Source organism: Clostridium magnum DSM 2767 (assembly GCF_001623875.1).
GTDB lineage: Bacteria > Bacillota > Clostridia > Clostridiales > Clostridiaceae > Clostridium_AM > Clostridium_AM magnum.
Window position 1 is genome coordinate 47,092 of sequence record NZ_LWAE01000007.1, and the last position, 21,423, is coordinate 68,514.

Annotated in this window: 19 protein-coding genes; 18 read left to right on the forward strand and 1 reads right to left on the reverse strand. The window is 31.8% G+C overall.

What is annotated here, in order from left to right:
* Window positions 1-244: 244 nt before the first annotated feature.
* From CLMAG_RS22590 to CLMAG_RS22660, 15 genes are all read left to right on the forward strand, one after another.
* Window positions 245-2,707: a cell wall-binding repeat-containing protein gene (locus CLMAG_RS22590; RefSeq protein ID WP_066627933.1), complete on the forward strand. Its 2,463-nt coding sequence runs from the start codon at window positions 245-247 to the stop codon at window positions 2,705-2,707.
* Between the two features lie 320 nt (window positions 2,708-3,027).
* A complete protein-coding gene (locus CLMAG_RS22595) occupies window positions 3,028-3,711 on the forward strand; it encodes a YveK family protein (protein ID WP_066627940.1) in 684 nt (227 codons plus the stop codon).
* Between the two features lie 14 nt (window positions 3,712-3,725).
* Entirely contained in the window at window positions 3,726-4,493 is a 768-nt protein-coding gene (locus tag CLMAG_RS22600; protein ID WP_066627943.1) for a tyrosine-protein phosphatase, read from the forward strand.
* Window positions 4,494-4,564: 71 nt separating this feature from the next.
* Window positions 4,565-5,341: a CpsD/CapB family tyrosine-protein kinase gene (locus CLMAG_RS22605; protein ID WP_175562159.1), complete on the forward strand. Its 777-nt coding sequence runs from the start codon at window positions 4,565-4,567 to the stop codon at window positions 5,339-5,341.
* A gap of 28 nt (window positions 5,342-5,369) precedes the next feature.
* On the forward strand, window positions 5,370-6,038 hold the full coding sequence (locus CLMAG_RS22610; RefSeq protein WP_066627949.1) for a sugar transferase: 669 nt from the start codon (window positions 5,370-5,372) through the stop codon (window positions 6,036-6,038).
* Between the two features lie 36 nt (window positions 6,039-6,074).
* Window positions 6,075-7,421 (forward strand): UDP-glucose dehydrogenase family protein, encoded by a 1,347-nt coding sequence (locus CLMAG_RS22615; protein ID WP_066627952.1) that lies wholly within the window; start codon window positions 6,075-6,077, stop codon window positions 7,419-7,421.
* A gap of 33 nt (window positions 7,422-7,454) precedes the next feature.
* Window positions 7,455-7,904: a PssD/Cps14F family polysaccharide biosynthesis glycosyltransferase gene (gene pssD, locus CLMAG_RS22620; RefSeq protein ID WP_066628397.1), complete on the forward strand. Its 450-nt coding sequence runs from the start codon at window positions 7,455-7,457 to the stop codon at window positions 7,902-7,904.
* Window positions 7,901-8,398, forward strand: a complete 498-nt coding sequence (locus tag CLMAG_RS22625) for a glycosyltransferase (RefSeq protein WP_066627956.1) — start codon at window positions 7,901-7,903, stop codon at window positions 8,396-8,398. Before pssD ends, CLMAG_RS22625 begins: the two co-directional genes overlap by 4 nt.
* A gap of 23 nt (window positions 8,399-8,421) precedes the next feature.
* Window positions 8,422-9,495 (forward strand): glycosyltransferase family 4 protein, encoded by a 1,074-nt coding sequence (locus CLMAG_RS22630; protein WP_066627959.1) that lies wholly within the window; start codon window positions 8,422-8,424, stop codon window positions 9,493-9,495.
* Between the two features lie 25 nt (window positions 9,496-9,520).
* A complete protein-coding gene (locus CLMAG_RS22635) occupies window positions 9,521-10,378 on the forward strand; it encodes a glycosyltransferase family 2 protein (protein ID WP_066627962.1) in 858 nt (285 codons plus the stop codon).
* A gap of 42 nt (window positions 10,379-10,420) precedes the next feature.
* Complete coding sequence (locus CLMAG_RS22640) at window positions 10,421-11,602, forward strand: glycosyltransferase family 4 protein (RefSeq protein ID WP_066627964.1); 1,182 nt, start codon at window positions 10,421-10,423, stop codon at window positions 11,600-11,602.
* Window positions 11,603-11,642: 40 nt separating this feature from the next.
* Window positions 11,643-12,872 (forward strand): hypothetical protein, encoded by a 1,230-nt coding sequence (locus tag CLMAG_RS22645; RefSeq protein ID WP_066627966.1) that lies wholly within the window; start codon window positions 11,643-11,645, stop codon window positions 12,870-12,872.
* Window positions 12,873-13,079: 207 nt separating this feature from the next.
* A complete protein-coding gene (locus CLMAG_RS22650; RefSeq protein ID WP_242873112.1) occupies window positions 13,080-14,525 on the forward strand; it encodes a lipopolysaccharide biosynthesis protein in 1,446 nt (481 codons plus the stop codon).
* A 226-nt stretch (window positions 14,526-14,751) separates the two neighbouring features.
* On the forward strand, window positions 14,752-15,903 hold the full coding sequence (locus CLMAG_RS22655) for an ABC transporter permease (protein ID WP_066627967.1): 1,152 nt from the start codon (window positions 14,752-14,754) through the stop codon (window positions 15,901-15,903).
* Window positions 15,896-16,570 carry an ABC transporter ATP-binding protein gene (locus CLMAG_RS22660; protein ID WP_066627969.1) on the forward strand — a complete coding sequence of 225 codons (675 nt, stop codon included), beginning with the start codon at window positions 15,896-15,898 and terminating at the stop codon, window positions 16,568-16,570. The genes CLMAG_RS22655 and CLMAG_RS22660 overlap by 8 nt, the downstream gene beginning before the upstream one ends.
* A gap of 37 nt (window positions 16,571-16,607) precedes the next feature.
* Here the strand turns inward: CLMAG_RS22660 and CLMAG_RS34475 are convergent, their stop codons facing one another.
* A complete protein-coding gene (locus tag CLMAG_RS34475) occupies window positions 16,608-16,730 on the reverse strand; it encodes a hypothetical protein (protein WP_278331414.1) in 123 nt (40 codons plus the stop codon).
* Between the two features lie 439 nt (window positions 16,731-17,169).
* On the opposite strand from CLMAG_RS34475, the gene CLMAG_RS22665 reads away from it, so the two are divergent.
* From CLMAG_RS22665 to CLMAG_RS22675, 3 genes are all read left to right on the forward strand, one after another.
* Complete coding sequence (locus tag CLMAG_RS22665) at window positions 17,170-17,709, forward strand: VanZ family protein (RefSeq protein WP_066627973.1); 540 nt, start codon at window positions 17,170-17,172, stop codon at window positions 17,707-17,709.
* A 120-nt stretch (window positions 17,710-17,829) separates the two neighbouring features.
* Window positions 17,830-18,216, forward strand: coding sequence for a hypothetical protein (locus tag CLMAG_RS22670; protein ID WP_066627976.1), 387 nt, complete (start codon window positions 17,830-17,832; stop codon window positions 18,214-18,216).
* 219 nt (window positions 18,217-18,435) lie between these two features.
* On the forward strand, window positions 18,436-21,339 hold the full coding sequence (locus tag CLMAG_RS22675; protein WP_066627978.1) for a YhgE/Pip domain-containing protein: 2,904 nt from the start codon (window positions 18,436-18,438) through the stop codon (window positions 21,337-21,339).
* Window positions 21,340-21,423 lie beyond the last annotated feature (84 nt).

Genomic DNA, 21,423 nt, shown 5'->3' on the forward strand with positions numbered 1-21,423 from the left:
AAAACATATACTTTCCATGGTTAAAAAATGTATAATTAACATCATTTCATCATTGTAAAGAGGACAAAATCTCAGTAGAATAAAACCATCGAGTCGCGAAACATATCGAACTAAGTCGATGTGTTTTCACAATATCATTCACATCAAATCTAAAATTAGTAAATGAAGAAATCTAAAACAACATTACATCGTAAATTATGTACTCACAATACTTTAATAACATATAAAACCATGGAGGGTTAAGATGAAAAAAGCAATGAAAAAAACAATGAAAAAAACTTTATCTGTAAGTACTATGGCATCCTTATTAATAACTAGTTCAGCAGTGGCTATTAATGTAAAAGCAGCAGGGGTAACACCGCCGGAGAGTCCAAGACTATGGGGACAGGACAGATATGAAACTGCAGTTAAGGTATCACAAGCTGGATGGGAAAATGGTTCAGACTATGTAGTAATAGCAAGTGGAGAAGGTTATGCAGATGCTTTATCAGCTGCACCACTGGCAAAAGTAAATAATGCACCTATACTTTTAACTCAAAAGGATTCTCTAAGTGATAAAACTCTAGAGGAATTAAAAAGATTAAATGTTAAGCATGTAATTATTGTAGGTGGACAGGGTGTTGTATCTCAAGGAATTGAGGATAAGATAAAAAGTGAAGTAACAGCCGATGTTGAAAGACTTTGGGGACAAAATAGATATGAGACTTCTGTTAAAGTAGCAGAAAAGCTTGGAGTAACAGACAAAGTAGTATTAGCAAGTGGACAAGGTTATGCAGATGCATTATCTGCGGCACCAGTGGCAGCTGTAAATGGTATGCCAGTACTTTTAACAGAAAGCACAAACTTATCACAAGCTACAGCTGATTTTATTAAAGCGCATCCTTCAATAACTAAAACTTATGTAATTGGAGGAACTGCATCTATAAGTGATGGAACAGCAAATAAAGTTCCAGCAGCAGAAAGATTAGGTGGAGCTAATAGATATGAAACAAATGCAGCAGTGGTAAATGCCTTTGCAACAGATTTTGATTTTAAAAATGCATACGTAGCTTTAGGAAATGGACCAACTGGAAATGAATTTGCAGATGCTCTATCAGCTTCAGCATTAGCAGCTAAAAATAGTGCAGCAGTAGTAATTACAGATAAGGTATTAACAGATACTACTAAAAACCTTATGAATTCTACAATATCACCAAGCAGTGTAATAACTGTATTAGGTGGAGTGGCAAATGTATCAGATGCAGTAGTAAGCGGTATGAAGATATCTGCAAGCTTTTTAAGTGAAGCAGGAGCAACTGTTACTGAAGTTATAAATGGAAATGCAGACATTACTGCAGATAATGTAACACTAAAAGGAAATGTAAAAGGTGACTTATACCTAGAAGGTAACAATGGATCTATTTCAAATATAACAGTAGACGGAACTATTTATTTAAATCCTGGATCAACTGGAGTAGCTAATCTTGATACAGTAACTGCTAAGAACATAGTAGTTTTATCAGGAGCACAGAATAGCATACACTTAAAGAATGTAAATGCACAAAAGTTAACAGTGCACAGTAAAACAGATGTAAGAGTTCAAAGTGAAGGTTCTACTTCTATAGGAGCTACTATTGTTAAATCAAAGGCTGTTCTTGATGCAACATCAGGTTCCTTTGGTACAGTGAATGTAGCTAAGACTATGAAAGATAAAACTGTTGAATTTAGAGGAACTTTTGATAAACTAGTAACAATAGATGGACAGGTTAATTTAAAAACAACTGCATCTGCAAATATAATAGGAATATTAGTAAGCAGTATAGCACAGGGACAAAACGTTTCTATTGATGGAGAAGGAACAATAAAGAATGTTCAGGTTAAGAATGAGACAGCTAAGTTAAACATAGGAAAAAACCTTGATATAAGAGGAGTTATTGAGGCGATAAACAAAAATAATATAAGCTCAGAGAACAGCTCTATAATTTCAAAGGTAGATCAGAAGTCATCAGATGGCATGACTGATATAGGTAATACAACACCAGGTGGAACAAATGGTTCAGGAAATTCAGGTGGAGGAGTTACCTATACTGATATAACGAAAGTAGTATCAGGTTTATATAAAGATAGGATAGCAGAATATTTAGCTGCTCACCCAAATTTGAATAGTGACATATCAGTAACAACAGGAGATACTATAGTAGTTAAAATTAATAATCAAAACTGGACTTCTATAAGTGAATTATTCGCTAATGCTCAAAATGATGATATAGGGACTATAAAATCTAGATTGAATACTCTTCAAGGAATATTAGATCTTCATACTGTAGGTAATATTAAGGTTGGGGGTGCTTCTTTACCTGAGTATATTCAGCAGCTATATCCAGCTGACTTTACTGAGGATGGAAGACTAAATATAGATGTTATTGCTTCTAAAATAGCAGCAAAGGATCCATCATATGAAAACTTTAATGCCAATTTGATAAATAAAATAACTAGTGCAAATAGTACTTTAGTAGGACCAAGTGTAAGTGGATCTGTGTCATTCGAAGGACAAACAATCAGTGTAGCTGTAGATAAGATAGCAAAGGATGGTCAAACTATATACCATAGCGCATGGTCACAAGAAGAAAATCTTAAATTCTTAAGTAAGAATAACGTTAGTGATATAACGGGCTTATATACTATTTATTCAGGAAACAACATCATAAAAGTGCAAATTACAAAATAAGATTTTTATGAAGTGAAAACTTTAATCAGATGGGGTTTCAACCCCACCTGATTCTTAGTTGAACGAATCCAGGGACGTAGCCGCTCTTTACTTCCGCTTTGAGAAGCGGGAGCATTAGAGCGGGTAGTCATCGGACAAAAATCCTATAAAAACTCAGGTTTTACAGCCTGAGTTTTTTATGTAAGAACTTAAAATACAGCAACTAATCCTTGGCATAATAGTAAAAACTTTTGATATTAACTAATGTAATAATTGATGCTAAAATAAAAGTGGACAAAATAAAGAACATTAAATATAGAGGTAATGGAGGCTAGAAATATATGAGTGGAGAAGTTTCATTGAATCTTAGGGATTTATTAAATTTATTAAAAAAGAGATCTAAATTTATATTAGCTGTCACCGTAGGAGCTACCGTAGTTTCAGGAATTTTGACTTTTTCATTAATTAAACCTACTTATGAAGCTAAAACTACCATTGTTATAGGTAAAGCAGCTGAGACAAATGACAAGTCACAATATAATTACAATGATATAATGATGTTTCAGAAGCTTGTGAAAACCTACTCTGAAATCGGTAAATCACGAGTTGTGGCAGAAAATGCTTCTATGAATCTAGGTGATGTTTCGCCGGAACAAATTCAAAAAGTCCTTAAAGTAACACCGCAAGTAGATACACAAATCGTTGAACTTAAAGTGGTAAGTAATAGTCCAGAAAAAGCTTATCTTATGATGAACGCAGTTAGTAATTCCTTTATACAGGAGTCAAAACGAATTTATCCTTCAGGCAATATTCAAGTTATGGATGGAGCTAAGATCCCAGAAAGACCAGTAAAACCTAATAAAGCTTTAAATTTAGTTGCAGCTTTTGTTATAGGGCTGATGGCTTCTATAGGGCTTTCCTTTGCTCTTGAGTATATGGACAGCACTATCAAAAGTGAAGAGGATATAAATAAGTATTTAGAATTGCCCGTTGTAGGTATAGTACCTAAAAATGCGGAAATATAGGAAAGGTGATATATATGATAGACTTGCACAGTCACATACTTCCTGGTATAGATGATGGTGCTAAGGATATGGAGATGACACTTAATATGCTTAAAATTGCAGCTAAGGATGGTACTAAAAAAATAGTGGCCACTCCACATTTTTATAGAGGCTATTATCTAAATACCTATGAAGAGGTAGTTAACCTTGTAAAGCAGGTTAATGACAAAGCAAAGGAAAATAATTTAGATATTGAAATATATCCGGGACAGGAAATTTTTATAAATAGACAAGTTATTGAGGACTACAAGGAAGGGATTATAAAAGGTATTAGGGACACAAGATATATGCTTATAGAGCTTCCAATGGATAAAATGCCTAAAGAAACCTTTGATATATTGTATGAGCTTAGAATACAAGGAGTTGTGCCAGTAATAGCCCATCCAGAAAGATATGTTTATATCATAGAGAAGCCCCATAAAATAAATGAATTTATAAAGGAAGGCTGTCTTTTTCAGATAAACTCAGGAAGTATTAAAGGTATATTCGGAAAGAAAATTCAAAAGACAGCGGAAATTTTGATTAACCATAGAGTTTGTAATTTTATTGCCTCTGATGCTCATACAACTAGAACAAGAGCTCCAATAATTAAAGAAGCCTTAAGCAGGGTTAATGGAATAGATGAACAGTTATATAGAGACATCATAAGCAATGGACAGAAGCTATTAGATGATGCACATATATCATCAGAAGCTGAAAAGATAAAGGAAAAAAGAAGTATCTTTGGATTTTTAAAACTGTAATTAGGTTTTAAAATTTCATAAAGGTAGCAAATATTGTTAAAAAAATAACAAGTCTTAATTATGAGGTGAATATTTTGGAGAATATAGATATCATTACGATTAAAAATCCCAGATCCCCTATAGCAGAATCCTATAGAACCTTAAGAACTAACATACAATTCTCATCCTTCGATAAAAAAATTCAAACAATAGTCATCACAAGTTCAGGACCATCAGAAGGAAAATCAACTACATCTTCAAACTTAGCGGTGGTTATGGCTCAAAATGGCAACAAAACTATTTTGATTGATTGTGATCAAAGAAAACCAAAGCTCCATAAGGTGTTTTTAACCTCTAACCAAAAGGGATTATCAGATTTACTTGTAGGAAATTCTGTATTTGAAGAGGCAGTTGAAAAAACAGAAATAGAAAATCTAGATATTCTTACTTCAGGCACAAGACCTCCAAATCCCTCAGAACTTTTGGCATCTACAAAGATGAAGAACTTTATAGAAAATTTAAGAGAAAAGTATGATTGCATAATAATAGATACACCGCCTGTAATAGCTGTAACAGATGCTCAAATTGTTTCAAGATATGCAGATGGATGTCTTTTAGTGGTAGCATCAGCTCAAGCGGAAAGAGAAGCGGCTATGAAGGCTAAGGAACTTTTAGTGAAAGTGGATGCAAAAATAATAGGAGTAGTACTGAATAAGCTTGATATAAAGGAAAAAGGATACTATGGATACTACTATACTGACTATAGTGATGAGGGCGAGAAAAAAACAGTAAAGAGAAGAAGTAGAAAAAATAAAAAACAAAGATTATCCTTAAGCTTTTTTTCAAGGCTAAAAAAGTCCGTAAACTAGAAAATAAGATAAGAAAGGGGTACAGCATGTGGCAGAGATAGGAAAAAATAATTTTGGCCTTCAGTTAGGTTATACAGATAACTATAGGAAGAGTAAAGCTTACTATTTTTTAAAAAGAACTATAGACATATGCGGTTCTTTTCTTGGAATTGTATTGTTAAGTCCTATTATGATAGGAACTATTATAGCCATAAAATTAGATTCTCATGGTCCTGTATTTTTCTCTCAACCTAGAGTAGGGAAGGATGGAGAAATATTTAATATGTATAAATTTAGGTCAATGGTCACTGATGCGGAAAAGCTTTTAAATAATATTAAAGATAAAAATGAGATGTCAGGACCTATGTTTAAAATGGCCAATGATCCTAGAGTTACTAAAATAGGTAGGTTTATTAGAAAGACAAGCATTGATGAACTTCCTCAGCTATTTAATGTACTAAAAGGAGAAATGTCACTGGTTGGACCTAGACCAAATCTTCCAAAGGAAGTAGAACAGTTTAACGACTTTCATAGACTAAAGCTTTTAGCAAAGCCTGGTATTACTTGTTATTGGCAGGTTATGGGCAGAAGTAGTATTGGTTTTGAGGAATGGATGAAGCTTGATGTTAGGTATATTGAGGAGAGAAGTATTTGGGTGGATTTGAAGCTGATTTTTAGGACTGTTGGAGTTTTATTTGGAGATAAGAATGCAGTTTAGGTATTTTTAATGAATTTAACTAGGGGAGGAACATTAATGAATATAGTAGTAGCAGGAACAGGTTATGTGGGATTAGTTACCGGTGCATGTTTATCACATTTAGGGCATAAGGTAACTTGCGTTGATACAAACAAAGAAAAGGTAGAATTAATGAAGCAAGGTATATCTCCAATCTATGAGCCTGGATTAGATGAATTGCTTAAAAAAAATTATGAAGAAGGAAGATTGAATTTTACAACGGATTATAAAGCAGCATATAAGAAGGCAGATGTAATCTTTATAGGTGTAGGTACTCCAGAAAGAGAAGATGGTTCTGCTAACCTGGATTATGTATACAAAGCTTCCCAGCAAATAGCTGAAAATATTGAAAGAGATTGTTTGGTTGTTGTTAAGTCAACAGTTCCAATAGGAACTAATGATAAAGTAGAAGTGTTTTTGAAGGAACATCTTAAAAATAATGTTCATATAGAAGTGGCTTCAAATCCGGAATTTTTATCTCAGGGAACAGCAGTTAAAGATACCTTGTATGCTAGTAGAGTTGTTATAGGTGTGGAATCTGACAGAGCTAGAGATATTTTGAAAGAAGTTTATGAAAGATTTAATCAACCAATAGTTGTCACTAATAGAAGAAGTGCTGAGATGATAAAATATGCATCTAATGACTTTTTAGCTCTGAAAATATCCTTTATGAATGAGATAGCTAATTTTTGTGAAATGGTTGGAGCGGATGTTCAGGATGTAGCAAAAGGAATGAGCTTTGATCCTAGAATAGGAGACAAGTTCCTGAATGCAGGAATAGGCTACGGAGGATCTTGTTTTCCAAAGGATACAAAGGCACTTCACTGGTTAGCTAATGATAGCGGATATGAGTTAAAGACTATAAAAGCCACTATAGAAGTAAATGAGAATCAAAAATACAAGTTGTTCAGAAAGGCTAAACAGAGATTTGGAAGCTTAAAGGGAATAAAAGTGGCAGTATTAGGACTAACTTTTAAACCAGGAACCGATGATCTAAGAGAGGCCCCTTCTATACCGAATGTAAGAAGACTGCTGGAAGAGGGAGCGGAAGTGTTTGCTTATGATCCTGTTGGAGCAGAGAATTTTAAAAAATTATTTCCAACGGAAATCACATATACAAAAACTCCGGAAGAAGCTCTAAGAGATGCAGATGCAGCATTTATATTTACAGAGTGGAACGAAATTAAAGCCTTGGATTTAGGTTTGTATGAGGAATTAATGAAAACGCCTATTATATTTGATGGCAGGAATTGTTATGACATCAGTGAGGTAGAAGAGAAGAAAGTAGATTATTATTCAGTGGGAAGAAGGGCTGTTTTAAGCCTAGAGGAAAAAGCTAAAAAAGAAGTAGCTGTAGCAAGTTAGGCCAAAATACTTAAGGGGTTAGAGGTGAATGCAATGAAGATATGCTTTATAACATCAAGTGGGGGGCATTTAACACATTTAATCCAATTGCAGGATTGGTGGAAGGATAAGGAAAGGTTCTGGGTTACCTTTGAAAAAGAGGATTCAAAATCAATACTTAAGAATGAAAAAAAGTACTGGTGCTATTTTCCCACTAATAGAAATATAAAAAATCTGATAAAGAATACCATTTTAGCTATAAAAATATTATTTAAAGAAAAACCGGATTTAATTGTAAGCACTGGTGCGGCACCGGCCATCCCATTTTTTTATATAGGAAAAATCCTAGGGTCTAAGGTTGTTTATATTGAAGTATATGATAGAATCGACAAACCAACCATAACTGGAAAAGTGGTTTACCCCATAAGTGATTTATTTATATTGCAATGGGAAGAACAAAAAAAATTCTATCCTAAAGGTAAAGTTTTGGAGGGATTATTTTGATTTTTGTTACTGTAGGAACACATGAACAAGGATTAGATAGATTACTAGTAGAGCTAGATAGATTGATTGAAACAAAGGAAATTGAGGGGAAAGTCTTTGCTCAAATAGGATATAGCAAGTATATCCCCAGAAATTATGAATATAAAACAATGATTGGTTATGATGAAATGGATCAGTATGTTAGAAAAAGTGATATAGTTATAACCCATGGTGGTCCGGGAAGTATATTTCATCCATTACAATATAGTAAGATTCCTATTGTAGTACCAAGAAATCCTGAATTTAATGAGCATGTTGATGACCATCAAATACTTTTTACTAAAAGATTAGAAAAAGAAAGTAAGATATTAGCTGTATATGATATTGATAAGCTAAAAGCTGCAATTAATGGATATGAGGATTTAATATTAGGATGTCAGATTAATAACTCAGATAAAAAAAGCTTTATTAAAAACTTTGATCAATTAATAAGAACTAAGTTAAAAATTGTCTGAGATATATTTTTGAGGAGCAAAACATGAATATATTATATCTTAATAGAGGCATGGAAATGGGCGGAGTTGAAAAGTGTATTATTCAACTATCAAAACTATTTAGAAGTAATAATAAGATCATAGTAGCTAGTATGGGTGGCGAACTAGTTAGAGAGTTAGAGAAAATAAACATCAATCATTATGACATTATTAATACTGATTCAAAGAGTCCATTAGACATACTGAAAAATTTAAATATTATATTAAGAATAGTTAAAAGAGAAAAAATAGACATAATTCACAGCCACCATAGAATGACTACATTATTAGCTAAAGTGGTGTCAAAATTTATTAAAGTTAAAGTTATACACACCCAGCATTTATGTATTGAAGATAAGCATAGGCTAACTAACTTGGCATTAAAAAATATAGATACTATAGCAGTAAGTGAAGCTGCCAAAAGAATATTAGTAGAAAGGTCAAGTTTAGACGAGAAAAAAATAACTACTATATATAATACCATTGAAACAGAATGTAAAAACAACAGTGTGGATAACATCCTTTTAAGTTTGAAAAAAGAAGGATATTTTATAGCTGCTCAAGTAAGCAGGGTAGTAGACTATAAAGGAGTATATGATTTTATAGAAATAGCTAAGAAGACAAGTTTAGAAAATGAAAAAATAAAATTTGTTTTATTAGGGGATGGACCAGAATTAAATAATTTGAAAAAGATAGTTAAAGATGAGAAGTTGGAAGAAAAAATTTACTTATTAGGGGCCAAGGATAATATTATAGAACACCTAAAATATGTGGATGTATTATTGCTATGCTCATACATTGAGGGATTACCGTTAACACCCTTAGAAGCATTTTCACAAGGTGTCCCAGTTATAGGAACTAATATTAATGGAACTAATGAAGAAATTGATAATGAATATAATGGATATTTGGTGGAAGTTAAAGATGTTGAAGGATTCAAGAATAATATTCTAAAGCTATATAATGATAAAACCTTATATATATCTATGAAGGACAACTGCAAAAGGACTTTTAGAGAAAAGTTCAATAAGAATATATATTTAAACTCACATATGAGTATGTATAATACTTTGGAATAAAATCAAAACTAAGATAGGTGATAATATGATTTCAATTGTAATACCTACGTATAATAGAGGGGACCTTATAAAGAGAAGTGTAGAAAGTATATTAAAACAATCATATCAGGATATTGAGATAATAGTAGTAGATGATAACTCAAGTGATGATACAGCAGATCAAATAAAAGAGATTAACAGCTCCAAAGTGAAGTATTATAGATTAGATAAAAATAGAGGAGCCTGCTTTGCACGTAATTATGGAGTAAAAAAATCCATTGGTGAATATATAGCATTTCAAGATAGTGATGATATATGGGATAGCTCAAAGTTAGAGAAACAGCTGGAATATTTAATTAGCAATAATTTTGATATTGTTTCCTGTAAAATTAAAATAATCGGAGAAGAAAAAGAAACTGTCTTTCCTGAAAATAGCCATATAGATATTGATGAGATATATACAAAAAATAAGTTAAGTACCCAAACTCTTGTGGGAAAGAAACAATGTTTTTTAGATACTCCCTTTGATGAAAGGCTGCCTAGATTTCAGGATTGGGATTTAGCAATAAACTTAGTGAAAAAATATAATGTAGGGATATTAGATGAAGTATTAGTAGATGTGTATATGCAGGATAACAGTATAAGCAAGAATCCAGGAAAGGCAGAAAAAGCATTACAGATATTTTTGGAAAAGTACGGAACTAACAAAAGGGCTAGAGCTCAGTATCTTAGATTAATTGGAGTATATAGATTACAGCAGCATAAGGATACTAAAAAATACTTTTTAAAGTCTTTTACGCTTAATCCTCTCGATATTAAATTACTGGTAGATATAGTGCTAAGTGTTTTTGATTTGGAGAAACTACATTATAATATCTATTTAAAAAAGGGAAGGTTTAAATAATATTAGTGTAGGGTAGATGAACTTAAGGGAGTCATGGACTATATGAAGATTTGTTTTATAACGGATACAGTTTTCGAGTTAGGTGGAATACAAAGAGTTTTATCAACATTAGCTAATGAATTAGTGGAATACTATGATGTAGATATTTTGTGTACAATGAGTGGGTTTAAAGTAGATAGAAGGCTATATGGTCTTAAGGAAAAGGTAAAGGTAGCAATAAGAGAAGATCTAGTCTACAAGGGTTTGATAAAAAAAGTATTTCTAAAATCAATAAAGGTTTTAAATAGTAAGGTAGGATTTTTAAATAAAGATAATTATACTGATTTTTTAACTAAGGTATATTATCCTAAAGAAATACAAGAAAGATTTATTCAATATCTAAATAATAAAGACTATGATGTAGTTATAGGGGTTGCTGGGTATTATAGTTTGCTTGCGGCAATCATCTCAGATAAAATAGGCGCAAAAACAATAGGATGGCAGCATAATTCTTATAAAGCCTATTTTAGAACTCCTAATAAATATCAATGGGGAGAGGATAGTCTGTTCAGAGAACACATAGGTAAGTTAGATAAGTATATTGTGTTAACGGATGCAGATAAGAAGGATATGGAGGAAAACTTTAAGATAAAGTGTAGTAGAATATACAACCCTCTTAGTTTTACTTCTAATGAAAAGTCAAGCTGTGAAGAAAAGAAAGTTATATTTGTAGGAAGATTAATAGAAGGACAAAAAGGACTTGATTTGCTTATAAAAGCCTTTAATAAGGTTTGTCTGAAGCATAAAGACTGGACTTTGCATATTGTGGGAGATGGACCGGATAAAGAAAAAATTAATAAGTTGATTAATCAGCTAAAACTAAGTAAACAAGTAAAAATAGAACCTTTTACTAATGATGTTAAGCGGTATTATTTAAATTCATCTATATTTGTATCTTCTTCAAGGTGGGAAGGTTTTGGATTAGTAATAACAGAGGCTATGGAGTGCGGATTGCCAGTTATAGCATTCGCCAATTCAGGTCCAAAGGAAATAATAAATAGAGACAACGTAAATGGAATCCTAGTAAAGTGTGGAGATATTGATAAACTATCAGAAGCAATTATTAGTTTAATGGAAAATGAAGAGAAAAGAAAATCAATAGCTAAAGAGTCAGTAAAAAGAGCTGGAGATTTTAGCATGGACAATATTATAAAACAATGGAATGAAGTTATAGGTAATGTATAATTTAGAAAATAAATATTTTAAAAAATATATTAAATAAGGAATGAAGATAATGCATATAAGTACTATAAAAACACAAGAGAGTAATAAGAAGATATTCATTGTACTACTTATATCACTTTTTATCTTTCCGCAGGAATTAAGAAGTGTCTTTGGTGAAAAAATATATACTATTAATATATTAGGAATGGTTAGCTTACTTTTATTAGTATTAAATAATTTTAGAGAAATTGATAAAAAGAAGCTTATCCTTTTATATACCACTGTATTAATTTATATGTGCTCAGCTATTTTTTATGAGAATAAAATCACCACTGTAATTACTACAATGACATTGTTTATTATTCCACTATCATTAACAATTATAAAGGTTGATAAGCATACGTTAAGAGATATACTAAAGTGGATTATATGGATTTTAAATTCAATAATTATTGTTATAACTGCTATCGGAATATTAGAAATGACATTTCATCTTAATATAAATATCGCTATTAGTAAGTTTATGAGTCAGAGAACCCAAGAACTAATGCTTTTAAATAGTTTTATGGGAGATAATAAAAGACTATATTCCTTCATGGGACATCCGTTATTTAATACACAGTTATATTTAATGTTCTTTACCTTGAATACTGTGTATAGTAAGTATTTTAAAGGGGAAAGTTTACCTACATGGGTATTAATAGTATCTGTTATCGGTATAGCCTTTACTGGAAGTAAAGCAGGGTTTGTAATTTTATGCTTAGCTATTGCTGCATTATTTAAAAGTAATAGCAGAATGAAAAAAATCCTTGTAGTTGCATGTGGAATGATTATTGCCTTTAAACTAGGACTTTTTGATAACTTAATTTCTAGATTTACTGCAGGAAGTTTAACTACTGGAAGAAACGAGAAATGGCTTGAGATTCAGTCTATGGATTTATTCCCTATAAAGTTTTTTACGGGATATGGAAGAGGATTCACATTCCAATTTAATTCATATGTAGATTGGGCATCAGCAGCATTTGAATACCCTGCAAGAATGTTTTCATTAGAATTTGGAGTTATGGTTACTGCTTTAATCTATACCTTTATTATGGTTATACCTACTATAATATTGTTAGCCAGAAGGCATTATTATCTGTTCATCAGCTATTTAATTGTTTTTTTAGATGTTAATACTTTTAATGGTTTATCTACAACGGGAGATAAGATGTTGATATTCTGCTTATTTGTATTTTTAATATTAAATTTGTCTAACTCAATGCAGGAGAGAGAATTAGTCTCAGATTAGATATTTATCCGATGACTAACCACTCTAATACTCCCATGCTTTATATGAAACTCCTCTTCCTACGTCAGAGGAGTAAGCGATTCGCACCAAATCATAGATTTGGGCTCTCTGCTTAACTGTACGTTGCGAGCGGCTACGTCCATGGATTCGTTCAACTAAGAATCAGATGGAGTTGAACTCCATCTGATTTATTAAAATATAAAAAGATTGAGAGGAATAAAGCCTTTGGACAGCAATTTAAAACTAAAGAGTGGAATAATAATAACCTTTATAGCTAAGTACAGTAATATAATTGCTCAATTAATAATAAATTCAGTGTTAGCTAGATTATTGATGCCAGAGGAGTTTGGAGTAATTGCAATAATAACAGTTTTCATATCCTTTTTTAATATTTTAGGGGATATGGGCCTTGGGCCAGCAATAATACAAAATAAATCCTTGGAGGATAAAGAAGTATCTGATATATTTAAGTTTTCAATAATTGCGGCAGTTTTAGCAGCAGTTTTATTTTATTTCTTTTCATATTTTATCGCATTTTTTTATGACAATAGCATCTACATAAAATTAGGAAAACTATTATCCTTTTCTGTATTTTTTTCAATATGTAATATAGTTCCTAGCGCATTGATATACAAAAAACATAACTTTAAACTAATAGGAATAATTAATATTAGTATTAATATAATTGTTGGCATAGTTACTATAATACTTGCATTAAAGGGATGGTCCTATTACTCTTTGATAGTTGATTCAATTTTGAAAAGTATATTTATTTTTATCTTATCATTTATTTTTTGTGGAATTAGAATAAAAAAAGGATATAGCTATAGTTCAATCAAAAAGATAAGAACTTATTCTAGTTATCAATTCTCCTTTAACTTTATAAATTATTTTACCAGAAACTTAGATAATATAATGATAGGAAAATTTTTAGGTTCAGCTACATTAGGATATTATGATAAAGCCTATAAGCTTATGTTATATCCAGTGCAGAATTTAACCAATGTAATAACTCCAGTGCTGCACCCTGTATTATCAGAATATCAAGATAAGAGAGAAATGATTTATAATACATATATGAAGGTTATTAGGATTCTTGCTTATATGGGGATTTTTGTGACAGTTTATTGCTTCTTTACATCAACTGAAATTATATATATTATGTACGGTAAAAATTGGGAGCAGGCTATACCAATTTTTAGAGTATTGTCCTTGTCCATAGTAATACAAATGGTTTTATCTAGTATTGGAGCTATATTTCAGTCAACAGGATATGTAAATAAACTATTTTCTACAGGTGTTGTATCAGCAGGTTTTACTATTACCGCAATAATAATTGGAATTTTAAGTGAGAGAATAATTATATTAGCAGCAGGAATAGTAATCTCTTTTGCTTTAAATTTTATCCAATGCTTCTATGTGTTAGTAACTGAAGTATTTAATAAAAGCTTTAGTAAGTTCCTAATGGAGCTAAAAAATGTAGTAGTAGTGGGCTTTATTATGGTAGTTGGTTATTTACTAATATGGAACATAAGCATATCAAATATATTTATTAGTGCATTAGTAAAATTAATAGTAGGGGTTATAAGTTATTTAATTGGACTAATTATTACTAAGGAGTATAAAGCATTAAAAAGTTTAATTTTAAAATAATATAACTTAAATGCAGTTATAAATATTAAAGACATATTAATAGTTACAGCTGCATTAAATAAATATAGTGAATGAACTGAATAGTTTTTTTTAGAGGTTAAGGGTTTTAAAATAATGATGCCTTCGAACTAAAAATTGCCAAAACATGATAAGTTTTGTAGTTAAATAAAACTATGATATACTTAGGTTATTGTTATGAGTTCTATAACCTACGGAGGAGTAAAACATGTTCACATCTTTCAGAATAGCTTCCCGATTTTTGAGAAGCAGTAAAATTCAAACCCTTATTATAATTATAGGCATAGCTATAGGAGTATCTGTTCAAGTATTCATAGGTCTCTTAAGCAAAGGACTTGAAGGAACCCTTTTGAATAAAATGGCAGGTAATGCTGCTAATATTACTGTATATTCCCATAATGGTGGAATAGAAAATTGGGGAGATAGGATTAATAAAATTAAAGGAACTAGTGGAATAACATCAGTATTTCCAGTAGTAGATCATCAAGCCTTTGTAAAACTTAATGATATGACAGAGCCAGCACTTGTAAGAGGCTTTGGCCTTAAAGAAGGAAACTCCTTTTATAATATTAAAAATAGAATTTACAATGGGAAAATGCCTGAAGGTGAAAATGAAGTGATTATAGGGAAAGATCTAGTGGAGAGACTTGGGCTAAAAGTTGGAGATACCATAAATATAATTACCATATCACGAAAACAGGTGGATTTTAAGGTTGTAGGTTTTTATGACTTTGAGGTTGCTAAAATAAATAAAACCTGGCTTATTACAAATTTAAAAACTGCTCAGGATTTAATTGGCTTTGGAGACAAAGTTACATCTATAGAGGTTGGCGTAAGTGATCCCTATAATGCAGATACTATAGGAAAAAAAGTAGAAGACACATTAGGAGATAAGAACCTAAAGGTAGAAAATTGGAAAAGCCAGAATAAGCTACTAGTCAGTGGAATAGTAGGGCAAAGAATATGTACTGTTATAATACAGTTTTTTGTACTATTAGCGGCAGTTTTAAGTACTGTGAGTATATTGAGCATTAGTGTAGTTCAAAAATATAGACAAATAGGAATTCTAAAAGCAATGGGTATAAGAGATTCTTCTGCAGGATTGGTATTTTTGTTTCAGGCTTTAATACTTGGTGTTTTAGGTACAAGCCTTGGATTAGGACTATCATTGTTTTTTGTACAAGAATTTAACAGATACATAATTACACCTCAGGGTGAGCCAGTGGTAAATATAGTTATTAGTAAAAGGTTCTTAATTATGTCAGCTTTAATTGATATAACAGCATCTACCTTTGCAGCACTTTTACCTGCTTTAAAATCCTTTAGATTAAGTCCTGTGGAGGTAATAAAGAATGGCTAGTATTATAGAGCTTAAAGATATAAATAAAATATATGGAAGAAGAGTAAAAACACAAGTATTGCATAATGTGAATTTAGCTATTGAAGAAGGGTCCTTTAATTCTATTATAGGAGCTTCTGGCAGCGGCAAAACTACATTATTAAATATAATAGGTATACTTGATAAGCCTAGTAATGGACAAGTATTTATAGAAGGTAATAGAACAGACAAAATGAGCAGGAGAGCTTTAGCTTCTATAAGAAATAAAAAAATAGGTTTTGTATTTCAATTTCATTATCTGCTGCCTGAATTTAATGCACTTGAAAATGTACTTATGCCCTATACTATAAAAAGATTTTTTCATGGCAGAAAAACTAGGCAAAAGGCAGAGGATCTTCTGGATTTAGTTGGACTATCTAAGGTTAAGAAGAATAAAATCTATGATCTTTCCGGAGGACAGCAGCAGAGAGTTGCCATTGCTAGAGCACTTATGAACAATCCTAAAATCATATTGGCGGATGAACCTACAGGCAATTTGGATTCTAATTCTTCTGAGGAAATATATAAGATATTTAGAGATATAAATAAAGAATTTAGAACTACATTTGTGGTTATTACTCATGACGAAAGAATAGCAAATAAGACAGATAGGATAATAGAAATAAAAGATGGTGTGGTTAGTGGCTAAAAAGCTATCAGTAAAAGGTTTACTGATAGCTCTATTTTTACATTGAAGACATTGCAAAAACTACTGCAGATACTAAAGCGACTATAGCTATAGAACAAGTCCAAATTGTTATTTTTGTGTTTCTCTTACGTGCCTCAATAGGTGTTAGTTGATTTTTCATTGCCGTAAACTCCTTATTGATTAAATTTGATTTTAAATTGAATTTTGAATTAAATTTTAATTTTTGTTTTACTACATGTAAAATTATACAATATGCTGAAATATATTTCAATATGGTTTTTAGTATATAATTAGTCTAAATGATTTTGTAATAGAATTAGTCATATTGCATAGGAATTAAACTAATGAAATGTTATAATTTAACCTGACTAACTTGGTGTAAGTCTCCCACTTTACATGAAACTCCTCTTCCTAACGTCAGAGGAGTAAGCGATTCACACAAAATCATAGATTTTGGTTCTCTGCTTAACTGGGAGTTCAACGCCAAGTAAGCCATGCATTCGCAGCTCTAAAATTCAGATGGGGTAGAAAAATACCCATCTGAATTAAGAGCTTGCTTCAGTTTTATGTGATATTAGGTTAAATAGAAGGTGAATAAATTGAAAAAAGTACTAAGTATAGTTTTATGTGTATTGTGGATGGGATTTATATTTTATAACTCATCTAATAATGGAGAAATATCTGAAGACAGAAGTCATGCACTTTTAAATAGTATAAAAAACCAATATCATAAATTAAAAAGTTTTCAGCCAGCGGCAGAAAAGCCTCAGAATAATGATATGAGTTTAAAAGAAAGCAGTAAAGGAACTAAAGCAAAGACATCTAAAGCTGTAAACTCAAAGAAAGAGGAAGAATTTAATAAGATTCTGAGAAAGAATGCCCATGCATTTGAGTATTTTATTTTAGCTATAGTAGTAGGTGCTTTATTATTTTCTTTTAATATGAAGGGAAAATCCGCTTTAATCTATATAATGTTTATATGCTTATTTTATGCAGTTATGGACGAATTCCATCAGATTTTTGTATCCGGCAGAAGCTCTTTAGTCAGTGATGTTCTTATAGATTTTTTAGGCAGTGTTATAGGGATATTTGTTTTTTATCTTTTCTATTACAAGGTATATAGGATGAAGTTTAAATGAAGCGGGGGCTAGTATGAATTCTTAAAGTTTACTATAGGATGTAGCAAATTTTGAGCTTTGACCTTATAATTTCATTGTGTTAAAATAACTTACAGTAAAAGCAAAAGGAGATGGTGGAATATGAAAAAACATTGTAAAAAGTTGATTGTGTTTTCATTATTTATGACTATATTTTTATCATTAACAGGTTGCTCATGGTTTTCAAAGAATAATACTGCAAACCAGAACACGAAAAGTGTAAAGACAGAGGAACCAAAGGTTAATCAGGATGTTAAGAAGACTGAGCAGCTTAGGAAGGAAAAAGAAATATCTAACGGACAAGTATATATAGAAAAAGATGTGGTAGTTGCAACAATGCTTATAAAGGATGATATAAGTGAAGCAGATGGAAAGGCATTAGCAGAAAAGTATGCTAAACAATTAAAAGAAGAACATAAGGATATGAAAATAAATGTTCAGGCTGTTCAAAAGGGAAAAAACATAGCTAATATAACTATAGAAAAATAGAATTAAAGAAGGATTCATAATATCCATGGTAGAAATATATGGTAACCATATTTCTATCATGGATATTTTTTTCATCATGTTCACTAGATTGTTGACATAAGCATGAAAAAGTTGTTTAATATAACTGACTGGTCAGTTTAATGTTTAGATATAACCGACTGGTCAGTTGAAAAAATAATAATTTAGCAACATATAATATTAACGAAGAAGGGAGATACCATGAATTTTTTAAAAGTATTATGGAGCGATATATCCAATATATTTCGAAACAGATTTATTAGGATTTCTGTTGCAGCTGTTATAATGATACCTCTTATATATGGAGGACTTTATCTTGCAGCCTTTTGGGACCCTTATGGAAAAACGGAAAATCTTCCTGTGGCAGTTGTCAACTTAGATAATGGAGCTATGGATGAAGATAAAAAGGTTAACTATGGTAATGACATGGTGGACAATCTTAAAAATAATGATGACTTAGCTTGGAAATTTGTAAAGACCCAAAAAGAAGCAGAGGATGGTTTAAAGGGTGACAAATATTATGCAATGGTAGTTGTACCAAAGGATTTTTCTCAAAAGCTTATGAATGTAGATAAGGGTAAATTGGAAAAACCTCAACTTCTATTTGTAGCTAATAAAAAGAAAAACTATGTGGTAGGTTTAATAAGTGACAAAGCAGCAAAGGCATTAAAGGAAGAACTGGGAAAAGGAGTAATGGACAACTTTACTATGAAGATTATTGATAATCTTTATGAGGTAAGAGATGGCATGGAAGCTGCGGCAGATGGCACAGCCCAGCTTAAAGATGGTGTTACTGATTTAAAAGATAAGGTTCCGGTAATGTCAGATGGTATAAATAAGCTTTATGATGGTTCTGCTACATTAAGTGATAAATTAAAGGATGCTAGTGATGGAAGTAATAAGCTTAGAGATGGAGTTGGAACTTTAAAGGACAAGATGCCGGATTTAGTAGATGGGGTAAATAAGCTTTATAAAGGGACATCCTCTATAGATGAAAAGATAAAGGATGCTTTAGATGGAAGCAACAAACTTAGAGATGGAGCGGTGTCTTTAAATGACAAGCTTCCAGATTTGTCAGAGGGAATAGATAAGCTTAATGATGGTTCTAATAGTATAAAGGATGGATTAGGAGAGGTAAATGATAACATGCCAAAGTTTTTGGATGGTATCAGTGATTTAAAAGATGGGGCTTTGGAGTTAAGAGGTGGATTAAGAACTGCAAGAGATGGAGCAGCACTTCTTTATGAAAAAGATGAAAATGGCAATGTTAAGCAGGATGCAGGGCTTCCGGCACTAAAAAACGGAGCTGATAGCATGAAATCTGCTCTTTCAGGAGCTATTGTAACTCAGCTAAAGCCAGATACAGCTAGCAAACCTATTGATCAAATATTAGGAGCCGTTAGTGGATCTGATCAATCAATATTAAAAGGAATGCTTGCATTAGACCCAAGTATACAAAGTGGTGCATTACCTTTATCCCAGGACTTAAAGAAAGCTTGGGATAATGACTTAAGTGTTATAAGTAATCTAAATAGTGCTTTAGTAGATTTAAAAGGTACTGACAGCACAGACAAGATAAATAGTGATTTATTAACTATTGGCAGTATTCTAAATGGAGATTCTCCTGCCTTTAGTAATGCTAAATTAGGAAGTATTAGCTCAGACTTAGCCAGTATAGCAGAAGTAATTAACAGTTATCCTGGATCTTCCCAATCAGTACAACTTCAAACTGCCTATAGTACCATGGATGCTCTATCTAAGGGAGTTGCCACTCTGGATGGATCACTATCCAGTTTAAAGCAATCATTAAAGTTATTTCAGGGGTCCACGGCTCTTTCTACAAATTTAGGGTATGCTTCTGATGGTGTAGGGTCTTTAGTTAGTGGATTAAATCAATTATATGATGGTTCAGATAAGCTATATAATGGCTTAGACACACTATATGACAAAACTAAAGATTTACAAAACGGAACAGAGGATTTGTATAATGGATCAAAAAACTTAAAGGATGGACTGTACAAGTTTAAGGGAACTGTCCCTGATCTGATCAATGGTGTTGGTCAGTTAACTGATGGTACCAGAGACTTATCTGATGGTTTATTTAAAATAAAAGGTGGTACTGAGACATTAAATGAAAAAGTAGGGGAGCTAAATCAAAAGGTTCCAGATCTGGAGCAAGGGGTTTATGATCTTTATGATGGTACAACAGACCTATCCGATGGACTTTTCAAGCTGTATGATGGCTCAGGAAAATTAAAAGACGGATTAAGTTCCTTAAAGGATAAGATGCCGGATTTAGAAGATGGTGCTAATAAACTTTATGAAGGTATAGCTCAGTTAAATGATAAACTTACTGAAGGAGCAGAAAAGCTTTCGGATAAGTTGATTCAAAGTGGTAAAGCAATGGGCAATTTTATGTCTGAACCAGTAAAGCTTCAGGATAAGCCTTTATTTGAGGTTAGCAAATATGGTGAAGGACTGGCCCCATACTTTATATCTTTGGCTTTATGGGTAGGGTCAATTATGATGTTCTTTGTAATTACAGAAAAGGTAGAGTCAGATGTAAAGGTTGGACCTGTTTCAATAGTGTTAGGTAAGTATTTATCCTATGCTTCTGTTGGACTGCTGCAAGCACTTCTTATAAGCTTTGTAGTTACAAAGATTGGATTAAGGCCATCCAATTTATTAGCCTATTATTGTTTTAATGTATTTTTATCCTTTGTATTTGTGGCTATAATTCAAAATTTTATATTCCTATTAGGGGATCCAGGAAGATTACTTGCAATAATTGTGCTTGTACTTCAGTTGACATCTTCAAATGGTACCTTCCCGGGAGAATTATTACCTAAGTTCTTTAAAACTATAGGACCATTCTTACCATTTACCTATTCTATATCTGCTCTAAGAGAGATAAATTCTGGTATAGATAGAGCGGTGCTCATGAAGGATGTCACTATACTGGCAGGATATTTAATAGTGTTCTTGTTTTTCTCAGTGTTATTAAAGCGTCATGCGGATAACATAAAGAAGAAATTTAAAGCTAAAAATGAACAAGGTTTAGCACCTAAAGAAGTAGCGGTAGAAGAAAACTTAGTTCATCATTAATGAAGTGGAAACTTGAGTTAGAGTGGGAAGTCATTGAAAGAAGATTATAAGGAGGTGAAAGCTGGCAACTTAAAGCCAGCATAG